Here is an 18911-nt window from a genome sequence, read left to right on the forward strand (position 1 = left end):
GGCTCTCACGCCGGCAGGCTCAGCACCGCCCTCAGACCGCCCAGCTCGCTTTCTTCCAGCCGGATATCCCCGCCATGGGCCCGCGCGGTGTCGCGGGCGATGGCCAGGCCGAGCCCGACGCCCTTCCTGTTGGCGTTGCGCGACTCGTCCAGGCGCGAAAACGCCTTGAAGGCCTCTGCGCGCTGGGGCTCGGGGATGCCCGGCCCGTCATCGTCGACCGCGACCTCGATCCGGCTCTCGGTACGCGATGCGCTCAGCACGACGTGCTCGCCAAAGGCCCGCCCGTTCTGGACCAGATTGGTCAGGGCCCGCTTCAGCGGCGCGGCGCGGCCGCGTATGACCAGCCCGTCCTCGATCTCCAGCGCAATATCCCCGCCATCCTCGCGGCGTACATCCTCGCCGATCTCGTAGCACAGCGCGGTCAGGTTCACTGCGCCGGGTTCCTCGCCCGCCTGGCCGCGGGCGAAAGCGAGGTATTCCTCCAGCGCCGCTTCCATCTCGGACAGATCCTTCATCGCCGCTTCGCGCTCTTCGCTCGCTGGCATCAGGGCGAGTTGCAGGCGCAGGCGCGTCAGCGGCGTGCGCAGGTCGTGGCTGACCCCGGCCAGCAGGGCGGTGCGCTGCTCCATGTGACGGATCAGGCGCTGGCGCATGTCGATGAAGGCGTGGGCGGCCTGTCGCACCTCGCGCGCGCCGGCCGGCTTGAAGCGTTCGCGGTCCTGGCCGCGCCCGAAGGCCTCGGCCGCTTCGGCCAGCTGGCGGATCGGTTTGACCTGGTTGCGGATGAAGATGACCGAGACCGCGGTCAGCAGGCTCGTTGTGCCGATGATCCACAAAAGGAAGATATGCCCGGTCGTGGCAAACACGTGCTCGCGCACCACGATGAAGCGCAGCACGCCCTCGTCGACTGCCACGCGGATATCGACATATTCGGGATAGCGCGTGGTATCGAACCAGAACTCCTCGTCCAGCGTGTTCGAAAGGGCGCGCCGCAAGGCCCGGTCCAGCGCGCGGAAGAAGGCCGTGCGCCGCGCGGTCGGCAGCACGTCGCCTTCGCGCAGGTCGACCGACAGGCCCATCGTGTCATAGGCCTGACGCGACATCTCCTCGAACCGCCCGGGCTGGCTTTGATAGAGCGAGGTCATCATGGCGACATCGCCCGCCACGCTTTCCGACAGCCGCGCCGTCACCGTGTCCCAGTGTTCCTCGAAGAAGGTCCACGTCACCGCAACCTGCATCAGCGCCACCGGCAGGACGATGATCAGAAGCGAGCGCGCAAACAGGCCCTTGGGCAGGTAGCGCTTGATGCCGGTGCGGAACCTCACCGGCCCGACCCGCTGTCGAAGACGGCTTCGGCGACGAGCTTGTAGCCTTCCCCGCGTACGGTCTGGATCCAGATCGGCGCCTTGGGATCGGCCTCGATCTTGCGCCGCAGGCGGGTGATCTGAACGTCCACGGCGCGTTCCCCAGCCCCGGCCGCGGCCTTCTCGGACAGGGCTTCGCGGCTGACCGGCTGACCCGCGCTCTGGGCCAGCGTGACCAGAAGCGCGCCTTCTCCGCCAGTCAGGCGCACGCGCTCGCCCTCGCGCTGGAGGTTTGCGGTGTCCAGATCCAGCTGCCAGGGCCCGAACACGACCCGCGAGGGGCCCTGGGTGCGGGGCAGCGACCGGCGCAATATCGCCTGGACGCGCAGGATCAGTTCTTCCGGCTCGAACGGCTTGGCCAGATAATCGTCCGCGCCCGCCGTCAGGCCGCGGATACGGTCTTCGGGTTCGCCGCGTGCGGTCAGCAGCAGGATCGGGACATCGCCGGTCTCGCGCACCGTCTCGGTCAGCTCGAACCCGTCCATGCCCGGCATCATGACGTCGAGGATCAGAAGGTCGAAGGCGAGCGAGCGCAGCATGGACAGCGCCTTGGCCGCCTGCGGGGCGGCGGACACGCGATAGCCGCGTGCGCGCAGGAACTTCGTCAGCAGTTCGCGGATGCGGTCGTCATCGTCGACGACAAGGATATGGCTCTGGCGTGCATCGTTCATGGGGCGACCCGGTGATGGGCGGGTGGCCAGAGTGGACTGGTCTGCCCGAAGAGACAATTCACGGCGCGCTTCACACTATTTCGGTTTTTTGTACAACGGCTTTTCAAAGCGGCGATGGACCCAGAACCATTGCTCGGGCGCTTCGAGAATGCGCGCCTCGATAAACTCGTTGATGCGCGTCACGGTCTGCAGGATCGCCTCGTTTCCGCTGCCTTCGGGTGTATCGAGCGGCTCATGCACCTTCACGTGAAAGCGCGTGCCCTCCACGCGCCGCACCGACATCGGCACCAGGGGCGCGTCATAGCGCTGCGCCAGTCGGGCCGGGCCGGAGGCGGTCATCGCGGGGCGACCGAAGAAGGGCGCCGCGATACCGTCATTCATCTTCTGATCGTTCATCAGCCCGACCGGGTTGCCGGCCTGCAGCGCGGCCAGCATCTCCTTGGCGCCCGAACCGCCCTTGGGTGTCAGGATACGCACGCCATAGGCCTGGCGCTGGGCGATGATGCGCCGGTCGATGATCGGATTGTTGGCGTGGCGATAGGTGATCCGGCAGGTCTTCAGATGCTGGGCCAGAGTCGCGCCGATCATCTCCCAGTTGGCGAAATGGCCGGAGAACAGCACGGTCGGCGCCTTTGACCGGCCGATATCTTCCAGGATTTCCGCGCCCTCGACCGTGACCTGCTGCGAGCGCACGCTCATGTCGAAGCGATCCATGTTGGGAAACTCTCCCAGAACCCGGCCGAAATTGTCCCACATCGCATCCAGCAGTGAGTCCAGCTCGCGCTCATGGGCATCGGGAAAGGCGATTCGCATGTTCACGCGCGCGACATGATGCGCGCCGCTGAGCGGGCCGATCCGGCGCAGCAGGGCGCTGCCCGCAACACTCGCGCGCTCAAGCCCCATGGCCCGGAACATGCCCTGATAGGCATCCCAGGCGAGGGCTTCGCCGCGCCAGCCCAGCCTTTGAAGAAGCGTTGTCATGGGGTTGGTCTAGCCGGGCTTCGCCGCGCCGTCCACGCTTTGGCGAAGCAGGTCGCTGACATGGGCCGGTGCGGAAAACCGCACCTCGACCGGCCAGGCCGCCACCTGTTTGCGCCAGTCGGGTGAAAGGCGCACCCAGTCCTTCTCGGTCGTGACCAGGCGCGCGCGGTGGGCCGCGGCCAGATCGGCGAGGCGCTCCAGCTCGGCATTGGAGAAGGCGTGGTGATCGGGAAAGCTCGCCGTCTCGGCCAGCTCTCCGCCGGCCCGCGCCAGCGCGTCGTAGAATTTCTGCGGCCGTCCGATTCCGGCAAAGGCGAGCAGGCGTCCCTCCGGCGGCGCCTCGCCCGGCTCCAGCCAGGCACGCACCACGGGCAGGGGGCTGTCGACAAGCTGCAGGCGGCGATAGTCGGGCTGCGTCTCGCTATCCGGCATCATCACGATGACCGCGTCGGCGCGGGCCAGCCCGCGCGCCACCGGTTCGCGCAGCGGCCCGGCGGGAAAGACCCGGCCGGCGCCCCAGCCGGCCTCCCCGTCGACCACGACCAGCGAGAGATCCTTGTGCAGGCTGGGGTTCTGGTGTCCGTCATCCATCACGATCACGTCCACGCCCTCGGCCTGCATGGCCAGCGCTCCGGCGGCGCGGTCGCGCGCGATCCACGCCTCGCCCGTGCGCGCCAGCAGCAGCGGCTCGTCGCCCACATCGCCCGCCGTGTGATGATCGGGGGCGACGCGCACCGGGCCGTCCAGCCGGCCCTTCCAGCCCCGGCTCAGGGACGCTGCGCGCAGCCCGTCCTGCCTCAGTTGTTCGACCAGGGCACGCACCACCGGCGTCTTGCCCGTCCCGCCCAGCGTCAGGTTCCCCACGCAGATCACCGGGATGCCGGCGCGCTGCGGTGTGGCACGTGCGATCCGCCACGCCCCGAGGGCCGCATAGAGCGCACCCAGCGGGGTCAGCAGCGCGCGGGTCAGGGCGGCCGACCCGCGGGGCGCATCGTCCTGCCAGAATGCGGGAGGGCGCATCAGTCGCTCTCCTCGGCCAGCAGGGGCAGGAGCGCACCCAGCGTGACGTCCAACGATTGGCCCGCCAGCGCAGCCAGAGCGGCCTCGCCCGCCGCCCGCGCTTCGTCGCCGCGTGTCCAGGCCTGCTCAATGGCGCGCGCGATCCTCTCTGGCGTTCCCGCCGTCTCGACCGCTCCGGCCTCGCGATAGGCGGCGAAGACATCGTCGAAGCTGGCCGTATGCGGCCCGGTGACGACCTGGGCACCGGCCCTCGTGGCTTCCAGCGGGTTATGCCCGCCAATGCCCGGCAGCAGGCTGCCCGCGATGAAGGCGACCGGCGCGGCGGTGAACCACAGTGCCATCTCGCCCAGCGTGTCGGTCAGCCACACGGCCGTGTCCGGTGAGGGCGTCTCCCCGCCGGAGCGGCGCGCTGCGGTCAGGCCGGTTCGGCCGATCAGCTCGCGGATCGCCGGGCCGCGCTCGGGGTGGCGCGGCGCCAGGATCAGCAGCGCGTCAGGGGTTTGGCGCAGGATCTCGGCATGCGCGGCCAGGAGGATCTCGTCCTCGCCCTCATGCGTGCTTGCCGCCACCCAGACCGGGCGCGCACCGACCGTGCGGCGCACGCAGTCGAGCGCATCGGCGTCCGGCGGTGTGAATCCTGCGTCCAGTTTCAGATTGCCGACCGGCTCCAGCGGCGTGCCCAGCAGGGCGGACAGACCCTGCGCGGTGCGCAGGTCGGCCGGGCCGATCCAGTCGAAGCAGGACAATAGCCAGCGCGCGGTGTCCGGCCAGCGCCTCCAGCTTTGCAGCGAGCGCTCGTTCATGCGCGCATTGACCAGCGCCATGGGCGTGCCGCGCCTTGCCGTCTCCAGGATCAGGTTGGGCCACAGCTCGCTCTCGGTGAAGACGGCGAGATCGGGCTGCCAATGGTCCAGGAAACGCTCCACCGCGTCGATCCGGTCGACCGGCGGGAATTGGTGCAGCAGGCCGGGCCGGGCGCGCTCGCCGATCAGCCGGGCCGAGGTGCGCGTGCCCGATGTGATGAGGACGCCCAGACCGGGCCGGCGGGCCTGCAGGGCCTCGGCGAGGGTGAGGGCGACCAGGCTTTCGCCGACGCTTGCGGCATGGATCCAGACCAGCGGTCCGGCCGGCCTGGGCTGGCCGGCGCGGCCCAGACGCTCGCCGAGGCGGGCCTTGTCTTCCTTGCCGGCCCTGGCGCGCCGGGTCAGCGCCGGTCCGGCCAGTCCGCCCAGGGCCCGCGTCGCAGCGCGGTACAGCGTCAATCCGGGCGGAAAACTCATAGGGCGAGATCCGCACGGGGGGCAGGCGGGGCCTTGGCAGGTTCGATGATCTCCGCCCCGGTCAGGCGTTCGGCCTGCTGTGTGGCCTCGATCAGCCGGGTCTCCAGTGTCTGGCGGGCCGCCTCCAGCGCATCGCTGTCCGCGCCCGGCTCCAGCACGAGCGGTTCGGTCCACACCATGGCCCCGCGCGAGAAAGGCAGCGGCAGGACGAAGCGGTCCCAGGAGTTGAACACGATGCGCGAGCGCGTCGACCAGCCCATGGCGACAATCGGGGCGCCGGTAGTCTTGGCCAGCCGGATTGCGCCCTGCGAAGCACGGTAGCGCGGCCCGCGCGGCCCGTCCGGGGTCACCGCGATACAGCCGCCCTGGCGCACGTGCCGGGCCATGGCGCGGAAGGCGGCGAGCGCCCCCTTCTCCTGGTCGGCCTTCTTGGCATTGCGTGAGGATCCGCGCACCGTGCCGAAGCCGCGCAGAGCCGCGAACCTGGCCACGACCTCGCCCTCGCGCGAGCGGGAGATCAGCACCGAGACCGGTTGCGCGCGCCGGGGCCAGGCCACAGGGGCCATCAGGATGCGCCCGTGCCAGGTGCAGGCGACGACGCCCCGGCCGCCCTGCCAGACCGCCTCCATCGGCGTCAGGCCCTCATAGGTCCATCGCGTCGTATGCTTGACCAGGCTCACATAGACGGAGAGCAGGCCGGCAATGGCGAAGCGGATCGCAGGGGTGTCGAGCAGCGCTTTGAACATGGTGCCATCTTGCTCGCCTCTGGCGCGCACCGCGTCAAGCATCATCGCCCGCGAGGTCTCAGTGCGCCCCTTCACCCCGTGACCGCTGCGATGGCTTGTCAGGCGCGCGCGCTGCGCTTAAGTCGCCCCGCATGACTTACGACCTGACCGACAAGAGCGAGTATCAGCGCGCCATGCGTGGCCTGATGTGGGGCGATCACGGCGTCCTGCGCCTGGCGTTCAAGAATTTCCGCGAGGTCGGGCCGGGCATGTGGCGCGGCAACCAGCCGAGCCCGGAACGCCTGAAAGTGCTCCAGCAGGCCGGGTTCAAGACGATCCTGAATTTGCGCGGGTCGCAGAAGGGCCGCCACTATTACGATCTCGAACACCACACCGCGCGCGAACTCGGTCTCGCCATTGTCGACCTGCCCTGGGGATCGCGCGAAGCGCCCTATGTCGAGCGCATCGAACAGCTGATCGAGGTCTTCGACACGATCGAATATCCCGCCTTCATGCATTGCAAGTCGGGCGCGGACCGGGCCGGCATCGTCGCCGTGCTCTACAAGCTGCTGCACGAGGGCGCCTCCTTCGAGGACGCCATCCAGCAGCTCTCCTTCAAATACGGCCATGTCCGCCAGGGCAAGACGGGCATGCTCGACCATTTCTTCGATCTCTACCGCCAGCGCAATGCGCGCGAACCGATCGATTTCCTCACCTGGGTGCGCACCGAATACGACCGGCAGGCCTGCCATGACGGCTTCATGGCAAGCTGGTGGGGCTCGATGCTCACCGAGAAGGTTCTGAGGCGGGAGTAGCGCAAATCACGTAAATGCTGTATTTCTTGCATATGAAGGGAAACGCAGCATGAGCGATCCGATTTTCTCCACCAGCGACCTGTCACGCAAGTCGGGCGACATCATCGCCGAGGCACTGCGCCGGCCGGTGACCATCACCCAGCGCAACAAGCCGCGCCTCGTCGTGATGAATGTCGAGGATTATGAGCGCCTCCGGGCGCAAGCCGATCCGCGACGGGCTTACTCCACCGCCGAGATGCCACGCGACCTCCTGGAGGAAACGCTCGCGGCCATGGATCGCTATATCAAGGACGACGAGGCCTGACCGATGGCCTTCGATGCGGTCACGACGGGCAGCGTCATCGGCTACCCGTATCTGTGGCGGCGGGAGGCTCTGGCAGGTGAAACGGCCGGTCGCAAGGAGCGCCCGGTCGCCGTTGCGGTTCGTTTGGTGAGACCGGCGGGCGATCAACTCATCCTGCTTGCGATCACGACCAGACAGCCTTCCGGCGGCGCGGGCGTGGAAATACCCTGGCCGGAAAAGCAGCGGGCCGGACTGGATGTAGACAAACGTCTCTGGATTATAGTGAGCGAGTGCAATTTCGATGTCGTGGGGCTGTCGTTTCACCTCTCGCCATCTGCACCGCTTGGCCGGTTTTCCGGGTCGTATATGAAAGTCTTGCGAGAGGCGTTGGCGCAAGCGGGCGGTCTTTCGTTATCCGTCTCACGGCTGGAGTAGCCGGGCCTCACCCGCCCCAGGTGTGGTCGACGAAGATCGACACGCCGATGGCGATCAGCACGAGCCCGCCCAGAATTTCTGCCTTCTTGCCCAGCGCTTCGCGCGCATACGGCCCGATCAGATAGCCGATGGTGGAAAGGCTGAACGAGGCCAGCCCGATGACCAGCGCCGCGTAAGCGCTGGCGCCGCTCAGGCCCAGCGCCACGCCCACGGCGGCAGAATCGACGCTGGTGCCCAGCGCGGTGAGTATGGTGGTGGCAAAGCCGGGCGGCGGTCCGGCCTCGTCGGGCTCCGCGTCGCTGGCAAGGCCCTCGCGGATCATTCGCACACCGATGAAGCAGAGCAGGACGAGGGCGATCCAGTGGTCGAGCGCGGTGATGACCGGGGCAAAGGTCCGCGCGGCCATCCAGCCGGCCAGCGCCATCAGGCCTTCCGCCCCGCCAAACACGGCCCCGACGCGCACGGCCGTCAGAGCGCGCGGGCGGACTTCTTTCGATCCGCGCGCCAGTGCCGCCGCGAACGCATCGGTCGACAGGCTGATCGCGGTGAGGGAGAGGGTGAGAACGCTCACCCCGTGCCACCGCCCGGTTCGCGTAATTGCAGCCGGGACAGGTCGGCATAAAGGCCGCCCTCGGCCATCAGAATGTCATGGGTGCCGGTCTCCACGATGCGGCCCTCGCGCATCACGAAGATCTGGTCGGCCTCGCGCACCGTCGACAGGCGGTGGGCGATGACCAGGGTCGTGCGCCCCTCAGACAGCCTCTCCAGCGCAGCCTGCACGCGCGCTTCGGACTGGGCGTCCAGCGCGCTGGTGGCCTCGTCCAGCAACAGGATGGGCGCGTCCTTCAAGATTGCACGGGCAATCGCGATGCGCTGGCGCTGTCCGCCGGACAGGGCAGTGCCGCGCGGACCGACGCGGGTCTCGTAGCCGTGTTCCAGGGCAGTGACGAAGTCGTGCGCATCGGCGGCGCGGGCCGCTTCGGCGATTTCCTCGTCGGTCGCATCCAGCTTGCCGAAGGCGATATTGGCGCGCACCGTGTCGTCGAACATGGTCACGTCCTGGCTGACGAGCGAGACGGCGCCGCGCAGCGAGGCCAGCGTCACGCCTGCGATATCCTGTCCGTCAATGCGCACCTCGCCTGATCGCGGATCGTAAAGACGCGGGATCAGGTTGAGCAGCGAGGTCTTGCCCGATCCCGAAGGTCCGACCAGCGCGGCGGTCTGGCCGGCCGGTACGCGCAGCGAGATGTCGCTCAGCGCCGCCGGACCGGTCTCGTACCCGAACTCGACGTCGCGAAACTCGATGGCGCCGCCGCGCACGTTCAGCGCCCTGGCGCCGGGCCGGTCGACCAGCCGGGGCGCATCGTCCAGCACGGTGAAAATGCGCTGCACGACGGCGAGGCCTTCCTGGATGACGCCGGATAGCGAGCCGAGCGCGCGCGCGGCGGGGCTGACGACCAGCACCGCTCCGACAATGCCCAGCAGGTCCTCGATGCCGGACTCGCCGGTCGTGGCGCGCCAGGCCAGCAGGGCGAGCACGCCGGCCAGCGCGATCATGCCGGCAACCTCCATCACCGGCTCGATCATGGCGCGGTAGCGGGTCATGGAGAGCAGGAGGGTGAACCGGTCCTGGAAACGGGCCCGGGCGCGTTCCTTCGCATAGGGTTCCAGAGAGAAGGTCTTGACCATGCGCGCGCCCGAGACGCTCTCTTCAAGAAAGCTGGTCACATCGCCCATCTGGGTCTGGACCTGATCGGAGCGGCGCCGGATCATCTTGCCGATGCGCAGCACCGGCTGGGCCGCAAGCGGCAGGACCAGCAGGACGAACAGGGCGAGCGCCCAGTCGATCCAGAACATCCAGGCCACGCCGAAGATGATCATGAACAGGTCGCGGGTCAGGTTGTTGGCCGATCGGATCAGGCTCTCGCGCAGCATCGTGATGTCGTTGGTGAAGCGCGAGATGATCGAGCCCGTCGACTGGCTCTGGATGCGGGCGAAATCGGCCTGCATGTACTGGGCGTAGAGCGCGTTCTGAAGATCGCGCATGATCGACAGCGCCAGCCGGTTGGTCGCCAGCGTCTGGCCGTAAAGACTGACGCTGCGGATGACGCCCAGCACCAGGAACATGGCCGGCGCGATCCAGATGGCCGAGGGCTCGGCCGCCTTGATCAGCTCACCGGCATAATGCAGCGCACCGGCATAGCTCGACCCGGCGGCGGCCGTGATCAGCGAGAGAAGTATCCCCCACGCCAGAAGGCGCCATTTGGGCCGTATCCAGACGCGCCAGAGCCGCCGGGCGAGCGCGAAGCTGCGCTCCGGCGGCGGGGCCGCATCGGGCGTGGAAGCGGGAAGATCGCTCAGTGCCCCGGTCAGCCCTGCGGGCCGCCATCGGACGGGTCGAGCAGCTTGTGCGCATGGATGATGAAATAGCGCATGTGCGCGTTGTCGACCGTTTGCTGAGCCGCGCTGCGCCAGGCGCGCTTGGCGTCGTCATAGTTGGAATAGGCGCCGACGAATTCGACCTCGTCGAGATTCTTGAAATCGTGCGCGTGCGGGCTGACTTCATCGAGCTCGCCGCCGATCACGAGGTGGAGAAGCTGCTTGTCGTCGCTCATGGGCTCTTGCCTATCTGCCAGGGAGGTTAAAGGAGGCGCTCTAATAACAGGGCATGCAGGGCCGGACCAGAGGCCAGAGGCGGGAGCTGGCGCGGCTCGGCCTTGTCGTAGCGCAGCGGGGAGCCGTCATTGCCGGTAATCAGCCCGCCGGCCTCCTCGATCAGCATGTGTCCGGCTAGCAGGTCCCAGTCCCATTTGGGGCGCACCGCGACGACCGCATCGTACTCGCCGGCTGCGGCCATGGCGAGGCGCAGGGCGAAGGAATTGACCGTATGGGCATGGGCGCCGAGATCGCGCAGCGCCGTCAGCCGGCCGGGATCGCCCAGCAGGCGTGCGCCCTGGATGGAGTCCTGCGCGGTCATCGTCAGCCGGTCGCCATTGCGCCAGGCGCCATGGCCGCGCAGCGCGGCGTAAACGTGCTCGCGGCACGGATCATACAGCACGCCGGCATAGGGGTGGCCGTCCATCAGAAGGCCGATGGAGATGACGAATTCCTCGCGCGTCTTCAGGAAGGCCCGCGTGCCGTCGATCGGATCGACCACGAAAGTACGGCGCTTTTCGAGCCGGCTCTGATCGTCGGCGTTTTCCTCCGACAGCCAGCCATAGTCGGGCCGCGCGCCCATCAGCTGGTCGCGGATGATCGCATTGGCCGCGTAATCGGCTTCGGTGACCGGATCGTTGACGCCCTTGTCCCAGGCTTTCAGCTCCTGGCCGTAAAAGCCCATCGCAGCTTTTCCGGCAGCGACGGCCGCTTTGGTCATCAAGGCCAGGTCGGGATCGTCGAAACTCGCCACCGTGTGTTCCTAAAGGCCGCCGACCGACAACGCGTCGACCAGTATGCTCGGCGAATTGGTGGCGTGATCGAATTCCAGGTCGCTGCCCGGTTCCAGGCGCGCGAAAATCTCGACCAGGTTTCCCGCGACCGTCATCTCGCTGACCGGCGCGGCGATCTTTCCGTCCACGATGGCAAATCCGGCCACGCCGACCGACCAGTCGCCGGTATTCTCGTTGAGGGACGGGCCGAACATCTCGGTCACCAGGAGGCCGGTTCCGGCATCTGCGATGAGGTCGTCGCGGCTGCGCTCGCCCGCTGCCAGATGGACGTTCGAGGTGCGCACGCCCGGAGGGGAGCCTAGTCCCTGCGAGGCATGGCCGGTCAGGGGCAGGCCTAGCTGGCGCGCCGAGGACGCGTTCAGCAGCCAGGTTGTCAGCACCCCGTCCTCGACAAGGGCGCGTGCCCGGACCGCCACGCCTTCCCCGTCGAAGGCGCGCGAGCCGTGGCCCCAGGCCTTGAGCGGGTCTTCCACGATGTCGATCCCTTCGGCGAAGACGCGCTCGCCCATTTTTGACTTGAGGAAGGAGTTGCCGCGCGCAACCGCCGGGCCGGAGATGGCGCCCAGCAGCGATGACACGAAGGTCGTGGCGACCCGGGAGTCGAACACGACCGGCATCTTGCCGCCCTTGATCTTGGTTGAGCCCAGCCGCGCGGCGGCGCGTTCACCGGCAATACGGCCAATTTCCTCGGGCGATTTGAGTTCGCCGAAGCGGCGCGCCGAATGGCCGTAGAAATCGCGCTCCATCACGGAGCCGCGCTTGGCCAGCGGCGCTATTCCCAGCGAGAAGGTCGAGCCCCTGCGCCCCGCCGCGAAACCGTTGGAGGTCACCAGCGCGCCCGCCCCGGCGCCGAATCCGGCCCCGGCCTGGGTGATGGTCTCCACCTCGTCAATCTTCAGTGCGGCGTCTTCCATCGCGAAGCCGAGATTTTCCAGGATGGCCGGGTCCCATTCACCCGCCTCGTACAGGGGGATGTCGGGCAGCTTGCCTGCCAGCGCCTCGCGCTCGACCAGTCCGCAATAGGGGTCCTCGGGCGCGGCCTTGGCCATCGCCACGGCACGCTCGATGGCCAGCTTGCGCCCTTGTGTGGACAGATCGGAGAACGCCACACCGGCCTGGCGCTTGCCGACGAAGACACGCAGGCCCGCATCGCGCGATTCCGAGCGTTCGAGATCCTCCAGCGCCCCGTTGCGGATGGAGGCCTCCAGCGAGCGGCTCTCCGCCACTCCGGCCTCGGCGGCGTCCGCGCCAGCCTTCAGCGCGTCGCGGACAATGTCCTCTGCGAGGTTTTTCAGCGCTTCGGGATCGGGCGCAGTCTGGGTGGAGCGGGGGTCGGGAGCGGTTTGGGTCATGGTATTGCTCTTAGCGCGGAGGGGGCTGATAGAGCAACGCGGCGCGCTCAGTGATCGCTCCCGGCTTCGCCCCCTAGATCACTGCGTAGGCGATGAGCCTCACATGAATTCGTCTCAGGGCCACTTCTGAGCGGCGTGAAGCACGCGCAGCACTGTCACCGCGAGCGGGGTTTCGGCATAAACCACAATGTAGTTGGGCCGGACAACCAACTCCCGGGTATCCTCTGCCCTACCAGGTCGGCCGCGTTTGGGATGAGCCAATAACTGAGTGACCTTGACCTCGATTTCCTCCATCAGGGTGAGGGCTGCATCCGGGTTGTCGTCCGAGATGTAGTCGACGATGGCCGCCAGGTCGGCGATCGCCGGGACCTTCCATTCGAGTTCAGGCACGACGCTTCGCTTCGATCAAGGCCCGCGCTTCCTTCATGACCTGGTCGTGTGGTTGTGCCGGGCGCGGATCGGCGAGCGCCTCCTGCACCTTGGCACGGAACCAGGTGTCATAGGCGTCCGGGTCCGTGGTCAGACCCGCCGGCAGACCGCCCTCTGCTGCCACGCGGGTCAGCAGAATACGCACTGCATCGGACAGCGTCAGGCCTACGCCGGACAGGGCTTCGGCGGCTTGCGCCTTGAGCTGGTCGTCCACGCGGACGTGAAGCATCGAAGTTTGAGCGGACATGGCATCGCCTCCTATACATCGCCCCATAATGTATCTCAAATGAGATACAGTCAAGGGCTCTGGCGCCTCGCACTTTTCTTTTGGTAATGCCGCTCGGCGTGAACGTCTCCAGCCTCTCCCCTAGATCACTGCGTAGGCGATGAGCGCCACGGCCATCAGCAGGTAGACCAGCAGCGTTCCCAGCGAGCCGATAAAGCGTCCCGGGGTCGCCGCATCCGAGGTCGACAGGCCGTAGGCGTGGGCCAGGCGCGCCAGGGTCAGCGCGGCGCCGAAGACGTGGATTGCCGAGGCCGGCGCATTCACGAGCGCCAGCGCCAGCAGGCCAAGCAGGGCGGCGGGAACCCATTCGGCGCCATTGGCATGCGTGCGGACCGCACGCTCCATCTCGGCAAAGCCGCCCGTACCGATATTCACTTTGAGGCGGCGCCGGACGATCGAGACCCGAAAGCCGATGAACAGGAGAATGAGCAGGTTGAGCCCGATATAGAGGGCGGCGGCGTGCAAGGCGGTCATGAGTTGGGTTCCTCCCCGAGAGACCGCTGCCTTGCCGCGAGGATTACTCGTCTTCGGCGGGCAGCTGGTCGGCTTCCTTTATGGCGGCAGCCAGCGCCTCGGGGGCTTCCGCACCCGATACCGCAAACTGTCCGTTGAAAATGAAGCACGGGACGCCCTGAACCCCAAGGTTTCTGTAGAACGCCTCCTCGCGCTGCACCGCGTCCTCGTCGCGGTTCGTGGCGAGCAATTCGCTCACCGTGGCCGCGTCCAGCCCCGCCTCGCCGGCCAGTTCGGCCAGCACCTCGTGCCGGGAGAGGTCGCGTAGCTCGTCGAAAAACGCCTTGAACAGCGCCTCGCTCATCGCCTCGCCCAGGCCCTGGCCTTCGGCCCAGCGGATCAGGCGATGGCAATCGAGCGTGTTGGGACGCACCTTGATCTCGTCGAAGCGGAACGTGATGCCCGCATCCGGTCCGGCCGCCTCGAGATGGTCGCGCATGGCTTTCCAGCGCTCCGATCCCGAGCCGGACCCGGCTCCGGCAAATTTCGCCTTCATGTAGTCCTTGTAGTCCACGCCCTCGCGCGGGATCGCCGGATCGAGCTGGAAGGCGCGCAGCTGCGTCGCGGTGCGGATGGGCCGGGCGAGCGTGCGCGCCTGCGCCCAGTAGCGATGGCCCAGCCAGCACCAGGGGCAGACAGTGTCGGAGACGAGATCGACGGAGACGGTCATGAGCTCCCCCTGTGAGGACGGCGAGGCCCGCGGCTAGCGCGCGTCGGGCTGCCTGGACGGATGGGCTGCGGCAAACTCGGGCACCGACTGGGCGGCGGCATTGGCGGCCACCAGTTTTGGAAACCGCTCCAGATCGACCCCGAAGCGTTCGGCATTGAACATCTGGGGCATCAGATAGACCTCGGCAAGGCTGGGCCCCGTCCCGAACAGGAAGCCGCCTGCGCCCGCATCCGGTTCGGCCATCTGTTCCAGCGCCTCGAAGCCGACCGTGATCCAGTGGCGCGCCCACTCGGTTCCGGCGTCGGGATCGCTGTCCTTCATCGCCTTGACCGCCTTCAGGATGCGCAGATTCTGGATCGGATGGATGTCGCAGCCGATCGCCGCACAGAAGGCACGGGTGCGGGCGCGCAAGATCGGCTCATGGGGCAGCAGGGCCGGTTCCGGCCAGGTCTCCTCCATCCATTCGAGAATCGCCGGGCTCTGCGTCAGCACCCCGCCATCGACTTTCAGCGCCGGCACGAGCCCTTGCGGATTGAGCCGCTTGTAGGCCTCGCCCGATTGCGCACCGCCCGCCAGGTCGACGGGCTCATAGTCGTAATCCACGCCCTTGTAATTGAGCGCGGCGCGGACGCGATAGGTCGTTCCTGAGCGAAAATACCCATAAAGCACCGGTTTCATTGGCGTTTCTCCTTGGCTGAGCGACGGGGGATGAATTTAGTTACAAATGATACTATCTTGAGCTAAGACGATGCGCAGTCTGCCTGGCCGGATCAACCCTGGCGCGGGCCGCACGACACCAAACTTTTTTAAAAGGGAGCGCTTTCATGGCCGATCTTTTCGAGAACCCGCTGGGCACTGACGGTTTTGAGTTCGTGGAGTACACCTCCAGTAAGCCTGAAGAGCTCGACGCGCTGTTCCGCCGCCTCGGTTTCACCCCGGTGGCCAAACACAAGTCCAAAGACATCGTGCGCTACAAGCAGGGCGACATCAATTTCCTGGTCAACCGGGAAAGCGCCGGCCAGGCCGCGGAGTTCCGCAAGACGCACGGCCCGTCGGCGAATGCGATGGCCTTCCGCGTCAAGGACGCCAAGGACGCCTACAAGAAAGCGCTGGAGCGCGGCGCCGAACCGTTCGGCGAGGGCATCTGGAGCGATGGCGAGACCATCCCCGCGATCAAGGGCATTGGCGGCTCGGTCCTCTACCTGGTCGACACCTATGGCGACAAGACGATCTATGACGACTGGGAACCGACGGGCGAGACCGACAAGGGCGGTGTCGGCCTGGAAGTGCTCGACCACCTCACCCACAACGTGCATCACGGCAGCATGGACAAGTGGGCGAACTTCTACGAGAGCGTCTTCAACTTCCGCGAAATCCGCTATTTCGACATCAAGGGCCAGCATACCGGCCTGAAATCGCGCGCCATGACCGGCCCGTGCGGCAAGCTGAAAATCCCGCTGAACGAAAGCTCCGACGACCAGTCCCAGATCGCCGAATACCTGCGCGACTATAATGGCGAGGGCATCCAGCACATCGCCCTGACCACGCCGCGCATCTACGAGACGGTCGAGGAAATGCGCGAGAAGAAGGTCGACTTCCAGTCGACGCCGGACACCTATTACGAGCTGGTCGACGAGCGCGTCCCCAACCATGGCGAGGACCTCCCGCGCCTGGAGGCGAACAAGATCCTCATCGATGGCGATCTGGAAAGCGGCGACGGCCTGCTTCTGCAGATCTTCACCCAGAACGCGATCGGTCCGATCTTCTTCGAGATCATCCAGCGCAAGGGCAATGAAGGCTTCGGCGAAGGCAATTTCAAAGCCCTGTTCGAATCCATCGAGCTCGATCAGGTCCGCCGCGGCGTCATCAAGCCGGCAGGCACGTCTGCCGCCGAGTAATGACCAGGGACACCACCACCCCGGCAAAGACGGGCGCAGGGTCTTCGGCCCTGCGCCTGTCGGCGTATCTGCCCTACCGGCTCTCGGTCGTGTCCAACAAGGTGTCGGGGCTGATCGCGCGCGCCTATCAGTCCCGCTTCGGCCTGACCATCTGGGAATGGCGTGTGATCGCGGTGCTGGGCGAGGGCGCCCCGATGACGGCCCAGGGCGTGTGCGAAGCCACCGCCATGGACAAGGTGCCCGTCAGCCGGGCCATCCGCGCGCTCGACGAGCGCGGCCTGGTCAGGCGCACGCGCCGGTCCAGTGACCGGCGCGCGAGCGATGTGGAGCTGACCGGGGAAGGTCAGCGCATCTACGAGGAAGTCGCCCCGCTGGCCATGCAGTACGAGGCATCGCTGCTGGACGGCCTGGCGGACGCGGAGCGCGAGCGGCTCATGGCCCTGCTCGACGCGCTGGAGGACCGGGCCGAAGCCATGGCTTCGGCCGGCGATCCCGAGACTAGCCCGTCACGATCAGGCTGAGCCATTGCGCGGCGAGGGCGGGATTGTCCACGCCGTCGATCTCCACGCTGCAATCATGGGTCAGCTGGATCTGACCCGGCTTGCGCGCCTCGGCCTTGGCCAGCGTGAACGCGCCGCGAATCTTCGATCCCACCCGCACCGGGGTCAGGAAACGAATCTTTTCGAAGCCGTAATTGATGCCCATCACGATGCCGTCCGGCGGCGCGGGCAGGGCTTCCTCGATGAAATGGCTCATCAGCGACAGCGTCAGGAAGCCGTGTGCGATCGGCCCGCCGAAGGGTGTTTCCTTCGCGGCGCGGTCGGGATCGACGTGGATGAATTGATGATCCAGGGTGACGTCGGCAAACGTGTTGACGCGGTCCTGGTCGACGGTGAACCAGCTCGACCGGTAGGTCTCGCCAATTCGCGATTGATAGGTTTCAAGAATGCTCATGAGGGCGATGACAGCGCGCGTGCTCCGCGCGGTCAAGCCGTTTTCCCGGCAGGCCGGGCAATTGCGTGTGGACGGGGGGAGGCGGCGAAGGGTGAGACGAAGCCGTCAGCGCGAGAACAGGCGCGAGACCAGGGCCATCGCTCCGGCTGCGGCCAGCAGGACGAGCGGCGCGTAATCCAGGCTGGCCGGTGCCTCGGTCTCCGCCAGGGCAAGGGACACGGTAAAGGCGGCGATCAGCAATCCCCACACCAACAGCGTCAACATCCATTTGGCGGCTGGCACGTCCCGGCCTCTTTAAGCTAGCGCGTTAACACATTGTTGACTATCGCCTACTCGGCCTCGGCGCGCAAGCATCGGGCAATTTCTCCTGTTACGGGATGTCGTGCCGGGTTCGTGCTAAACGCACCATTAAGCCTGGCCGGGTCAGACTGAGCGCTTGATGCCGGACCGCCCCTGCTGGAGCCATTTATTCATGAGCGACGCGCCGCTTCTCGATCTCGAACACCTGGCCCAGTACACGGCCGGTGAGCCGGTCCTGGAGGCGGAGCTCTTCGCCCTCTTCTCCACCCAGGTGGAAAATTGCGTCGGCCAGATGGAGGCCGCTGCCTCAGGCGACAGCTGGATGGCGGCTGCCCACACGCTCAAAGGTGCCTCGCGCGGTGTGGGCGCCATGGACCTCGCGGACGCCTGCGCGCACGCCGAGCAGCACCCGCTCGATCCCGACACGCTGGCCGATGTCAGGGCTAGCGCGCACAGGACGTTGCGCGAAATTCGCACCGTCATGGAAAGCCGGCTCTAACCTCGTCAGTCTCGATCCTGCGTGCGATCCCAGACCTCGAACTCGTAGGCGATGGACCGCTCGACCAGCTCGCGCCAGACCGGCTCGGCAATGTCGCGCGGCAGGCCTTCGCGGCTGGCGCGGTCCAGCACCTTGGCCACCACGTCCTCGACCCGGTCCTCGTCGCGCACCGCGCCTCGGTCCGGCTTGATCCGCGCAGCCGCTTCCATGTAGCGGCTGCGTTCGGCGATCAGCGCGACCAGGGCCCGGTCCAGCCGGTCCACCCCGTCGCGAACGTCGTCCATCGTGCGGCACGCTTGCGGCGGCGTGCGGGCGTCGAGGTCGTTGCGATCGATCATGGCGCAGTCCTGTCAGGCAAACCGGAGGTCTCGGCCCGCCTTATAGGCGCGCCCGGCCCCCGGTTGAAGCCCGCCGGACACGCACGGAACGGAACTTCCAGCCGGTCCGGCACGCTAGACACGCAGGAGCGCAGACGCGCAGGAGGTTGCCATGAAAGAGATACAGGCCGGAGAACCGGTGTTCGGAACGCCTGACCCGGACGCGGATTATGTCCCGCGCGAGGCGGCCTATGGCGTGCTCTCCGATCCGATCGGCCGCATCGCCCTGGTGGCGATCGGGACGGGACGAAATCCCGAATACGATCTGCCCGGCGGCGCGGTGGAAGCGGGTGAAACCATCGAGGACGCGCTGGTGCGCGAGTTCGGTGAAGAAACCGGGCTGAAGGTGAAGCCGGGCGACGCCCTCGGCACCGCCTGGCATTATTGGCACAAGCCCGATGGCAAGCGGATTTTCAATCACGCCCATTTCTTCGAGGTCAGGTCGGTAAGCGAGAACGCCGCCAAGGTCGAGGCCGATCACACCCTGATCTGGGCGAGCCTGGCCGACTGCATCGCCCGGCTGCGCCACGAGGCCTCCGCCTGGGCGCTGACGCGCTGGGTCCGGATCAATGGCTCGGGTTATCCGCGCAGTTCTGGCTAAGGCGTCGAG

26 protein-coding genes are annotated in these 18911 nt (G+C 67.0%); 7 read left to right on the top strand and 19 right to left on the bottom strand.

Annotated elements, in window-relative coordinates:
* Nucleotides 1–5 precede the first annotated feature (5 nt).
* The 6 genes from E5162_RS00410 to E5162_RS00435 all read right to left on the bottom strand — a co-directional run bounded on the left by E5162_RS00410 (nt 6) and on the right by E5162_RS00435 (nt 6062).
* Nucleotides 6–1325, bottom strand: coding sequence for an ATP-binding protein (locus E5162_RS00410; RefSeq protein WP_233342044.1), 1320 nt, complete (start codon nt 1323–1325; stop codon nt 6–8).
* The gene (locus E5162_RS00415; protein ID WP_135942986.1) at nt 1322–2035 is read right to left on the bottom strand and encodes a response regulator; all 714 of its coding nucleotides are present in this window, start codon (nt 2033–2035) and stop codon (nt 1322–1324) included. Before E5162_RS00415 ends, E5162_RS00410 begins: the two co-directional genes overlap by 4 nt.
* A 75-nt stretch (nt 2036–2110) precedes the next feature.
* Nucleotides 2111–3016, bottom strand: coding sequence for a lysophospholipid acyltransferase family protein (locus E5162_RS00420; RefSeq protein ID WP_135942987.1), 906 nt, complete (start codon nt 3014–3016; stop codon nt 2111–2113).
* A 9-nt stretch (nt 3017–3025) separates the two neighbouring features.
* Complete coding sequence (gene lpxK, locus E5162_RS00425; RefSeq protein ID WP_135942988.1) at nt 3026–4036, bottom strand: tetraacyldisaccharide 4'-kinase; 1011 nt, start codon at nt 4034–4036, stop codon at nt 3026–3028.
* Nucleotides 4036–5316, bottom strand: coding sequence for a 3-deoxy-D-manno-octulosonic acid transferase (locus tag E5162_RS00430; RefSeq protein ID WP_135942989.1), 1281 nt, complete (start codon nt 5314–5316; stop codon nt 4036–4038). The genes lpxK and E5162_RS00430 overlap by 1 nt, the downstream gene beginning before the upstream one ends.
* A complete protein-coding gene (locus E5162_RS00435) occupies nt 5313–6062 on the bottom strand; it encodes a lysophospholipid acyltransferase family protein (RefSeq protein ID WP_158291144.1) in 750 nt (249 codons plus the stop codon). Before E5162_RS00435 ends, E5162_RS00430 begins: the two co-directional genes overlap by 4 nt.
* A gap of 131 nt (nt 6063–6193) precedes the next feature.
* Between E5162_RS00435 and E5162_RS00440 the strand changes: the two genes are divergently transcribed.
* The 3 genes from E5162_RS00440 to E5162_RS00450 are packed head-to-tail and all read left to right on the top strand — an operon-like array spanning nt 6194 to nt 7574.
* The gene (locus tag E5162_RS00440; protein ID WP_135942991.1) at nt 6194–6856 is read left to right on the top strand and encodes a protein tyrosine phosphatase family protein; all 663 of its coding nucleotides are present in this window, start codon (nt 6194–6196) and stop codon (nt 6854–6856) included.
* Between the two features lie 49 nt (nt 6857–6905).
* Nucleotides 6906–7160, top strand: a complete 255-nt coding sequence (locus E5162_RS00445) for a type II toxin-antitoxin system prevent-host-death family antitoxin (protein ID WP_135942992.1) — start codon at nt 6906–6908, stop codon at nt 7158–7160.
* A gap of 3 nt (nt 7161–7163) precedes the next feature.
* Entirely contained in the window at nt 7164–7574 is a 411-nt protein-coding gene (locus E5162_RS00450) for a hypothetical protein (protein ID WP_135942993.1), read from the top strand.
* A 7-nt stretch (nt 7575–7581) separates the two neighbouring features.
* Here the strand turns inward: E5162_RS00450 and E5162_RS00455 are convergent, their stop codons facing one another.
* The 10 genes from E5162_RS00455 to maiA all read right to left on the bottom strand — a co-directional run bounded on the left by E5162_RS00455 (nt 7582) and on the right by maiA (nt 14951).
* Nucleotides 7582–8145 carry a manganese efflux pump MntP gene (locus tag E5162_RS00455; protein ID WP_135942994.1) on the bottom strand — a complete coding sequence of 188 codons (564 nt, stop codon included), beginning with the start codon at nt 8143–8145 and terminating at the stop codon, nt 7582–7584.
* Nucleotides 8142–9947 carry an ABC transporter ATP-binding protein gene (locus E5162_RS00460; protein ID WP_371872214.1) on the bottom strand — a complete coding sequence of 602 codons (1806 nt, stop codon included), beginning with the start codon at nt 9945–9947 and terminating at the stop codon, nt 8142–8144. The genes E5162_RS00455 and E5162_RS00460 overlap by 4 nt, the downstream gene beginning before the upstream one ends.
* Nucleotides 9944–10189, bottom strand: coding sequence for a DUF4170 domain-containing protein (locus E5162_RS00465; protein ID WP_135942996.1), 246 nt, complete (start codon nt 10187–10189; stop codon nt 9944–9946). Before E5162_RS00465 ends, E5162_RS00460 begins: the two co-directional genes overlap by 4 nt.
* A 26-nt stretch (nt 10190–10215) precedes the next feature.
* Nucleotides 10216–10983: a 3'(2'),5'-bisphosphate nucleotidase CysQ gene (locus E5162_RS00470; protein WP_233342046.1), complete on the bottom strand. Its 768-nt coding sequence runs from the start codon at nt 10981–10983 to the stop codon at nt 10216–10218.
* Between the two features lie 9 nt (nt 10984–10992).
* Nucleotides 10993–12375 carry a TldD/PmbA family protein gene (locus E5162_RS00475; protein WP_135942997.1) on the bottom strand — a complete coding sequence of 461 codons (1383 nt, stop codon included), beginning with the start codon at nt 12373–12375 and terminating at the stop codon, nt 10993–10995.
* Nucleotides 12376–12489: 114 nt separating this feature from the next.
* Entirely contained in the window at nt 12490–12765 is a 276-nt protein-coding gene (locus E5162_RS00480; RefSeq protein ID WP_135942998.1) for a type II toxin-antitoxin system RelE/ParE family toxin, read from the bottom strand.
* The gene (gene relB, locus E5162_RS00485) at nt 12758–13051 is read right to left on the bottom strand and encodes a type II toxin-antitoxin system RelB family antitoxin (RefSeq protein WP_135942999.1); all 294 of its coding nucleotides are present in this window, start codon (nt 13049–13051) and stop codon (nt 12758–12760) included. Before relB ends, E5162_RS00480 begins: the two co-directional genes overlap by 8 nt.
* 120 nt (nt 13052–13171) lie before the next feature.
* The gene (locus E5162_RS00490) at nt 13172–13564 is read right to left on the bottom strand and encodes an MAPEG family protein (RefSeq protein WP_135943000.1); all 393 of its coding nucleotides are present in this window, start codon (nt 13562–13564) and stop codon (nt 13172–13174) included.
* Between the two features lie 43 nt (nt 13565–13607).
* Complete coding sequence (locus E5162_RS00495) at nt 13608–14273, bottom strand: DsbA family oxidoreductase (protein ID WP_135943001.1); 666 nt, start codon at nt 14271–14273, stop codon at nt 13608–13610.
* A gap of 33 nt (nt 14274–14306) precedes the next feature.
* Entirely contained in the window at nt 14307–14951 is a 645-nt protein-coding gene (gene maiA / locus E5162_RS00500) for a maleylacetoacetate isomerase (RefSeq protein ID WP_135943002.1), read from the bottom strand.
* A 146-nt stretch (nt 14952–15097) separates the two neighbouring features.
* Here maiA and hppD point away from each other — a divergent pair, with 146 nt between their 5' ends.
* Nucleotides 15098–16171 carry a 4-hydroxyphenylpyruvate dioxygenase gene (gene hppD, locus E5162_RS00505; RefSeq protein WP_135943003.1) on the top strand — a complete coding sequence of 358 codons (1074 nt, stop codon included), beginning with the start codon at nt 15098–15100 and terminating at the stop codon, nt 16169–16171.
* On the top strand, nt 16171–16692 hold the full coding sequence (locus E5162_RS00510; protein WP_135943004.1) for a MarR family winged helix-turn-helix transcriptional regulator: 522 nt from the start codon (nt 16171–16173) through the stop codon (nt 16690–16692). The genes hppD and E5162_RS00510 overlap by 1 nt, the downstream gene beginning before the upstream one ends.
* Here the strand turns inward: E5162_RS00510 and E5162_RS00515 are convergent.
* Nucleotides 16670–17125, bottom strand: a complete 456-nt coding sequence (locus E5162_RS00515; RefSeq protein WP_135943005.1) for a MaoC family dehydratase — start codon at nt 17123–17125, stop codon at nt 16670–16672. The genes E5162_RS00510 and E5162_RS00515 overlap by 23 nt on opposite strands.
* Nucleotides 17126–17230: 105 nt before the next feature.
* Nucleotides 17231–17407: a hypothetical protein gene (locus tag E5162_RS14705; RefSeq protein ID WP_158291145.1), complete on the bottom strand. Its 177-nt coding sequence runs from the start codon at nt 17405–17407 to the stop codon at nt 17231–17233.
* Nucleotides 17408–17597: 190 nt separating this feature from the next.
* On the opposite strand from E5162_RS14705, the gene E5162_RS00520 reads away from it, so the two are divergent.
* Nucleotides 17598–17924, top strand: a complete 327-nt coding sequence (locus E5162_RS00520) for an Hpt domain-containing protein (RefSeq protein WP_135943006.1) — start codon at nt 17598–17600, stop codon at nt 17922–17924.
* 5 nt (nt 17925–17929) lie between these two features.
* Here E5162_RS00520 and E5162_RS00525 read toward each other — a convergent pair whose 3' ends face one another.
* Nucleotides 17930–18262, bottom strand: coding sequence for a chorismate mutase (locus tag E5162_RS00525; protein ID WP_135943007.1), 333 nt, complete (start codon nt 18260–18262; stop codon nt 17930–17932).
* Nucleotides 18263–18413: 151 nt separating this feature from the next.
* Between E5162_RS00525 and E5162_RS00530 the strand changes: the two genes are divergently transcribed.
* Nucleotides 18414–18902, top strand: coding sequence for an NUDIX domain-containing protein (locus tag E5162_RS00530; protein ID WP_135943008.1), 489 nt, complete (start codon nt 18414–18416; stop codon nt 18900–18902).
* The last annotated feature ends 9 nt before the right edge of the window (nt 18903–18911 follow it).

Origin of the sequence: Marinicauda pacifica (assembly GCF_004793635.1) — a bacterium.
Classification (GTDB): Bacteria; Pseudomonadota; Alphaproteobacteria; order Caulobacterales; family Maricaulaceae; genus Marinicauda; species Marinicauda pacifica.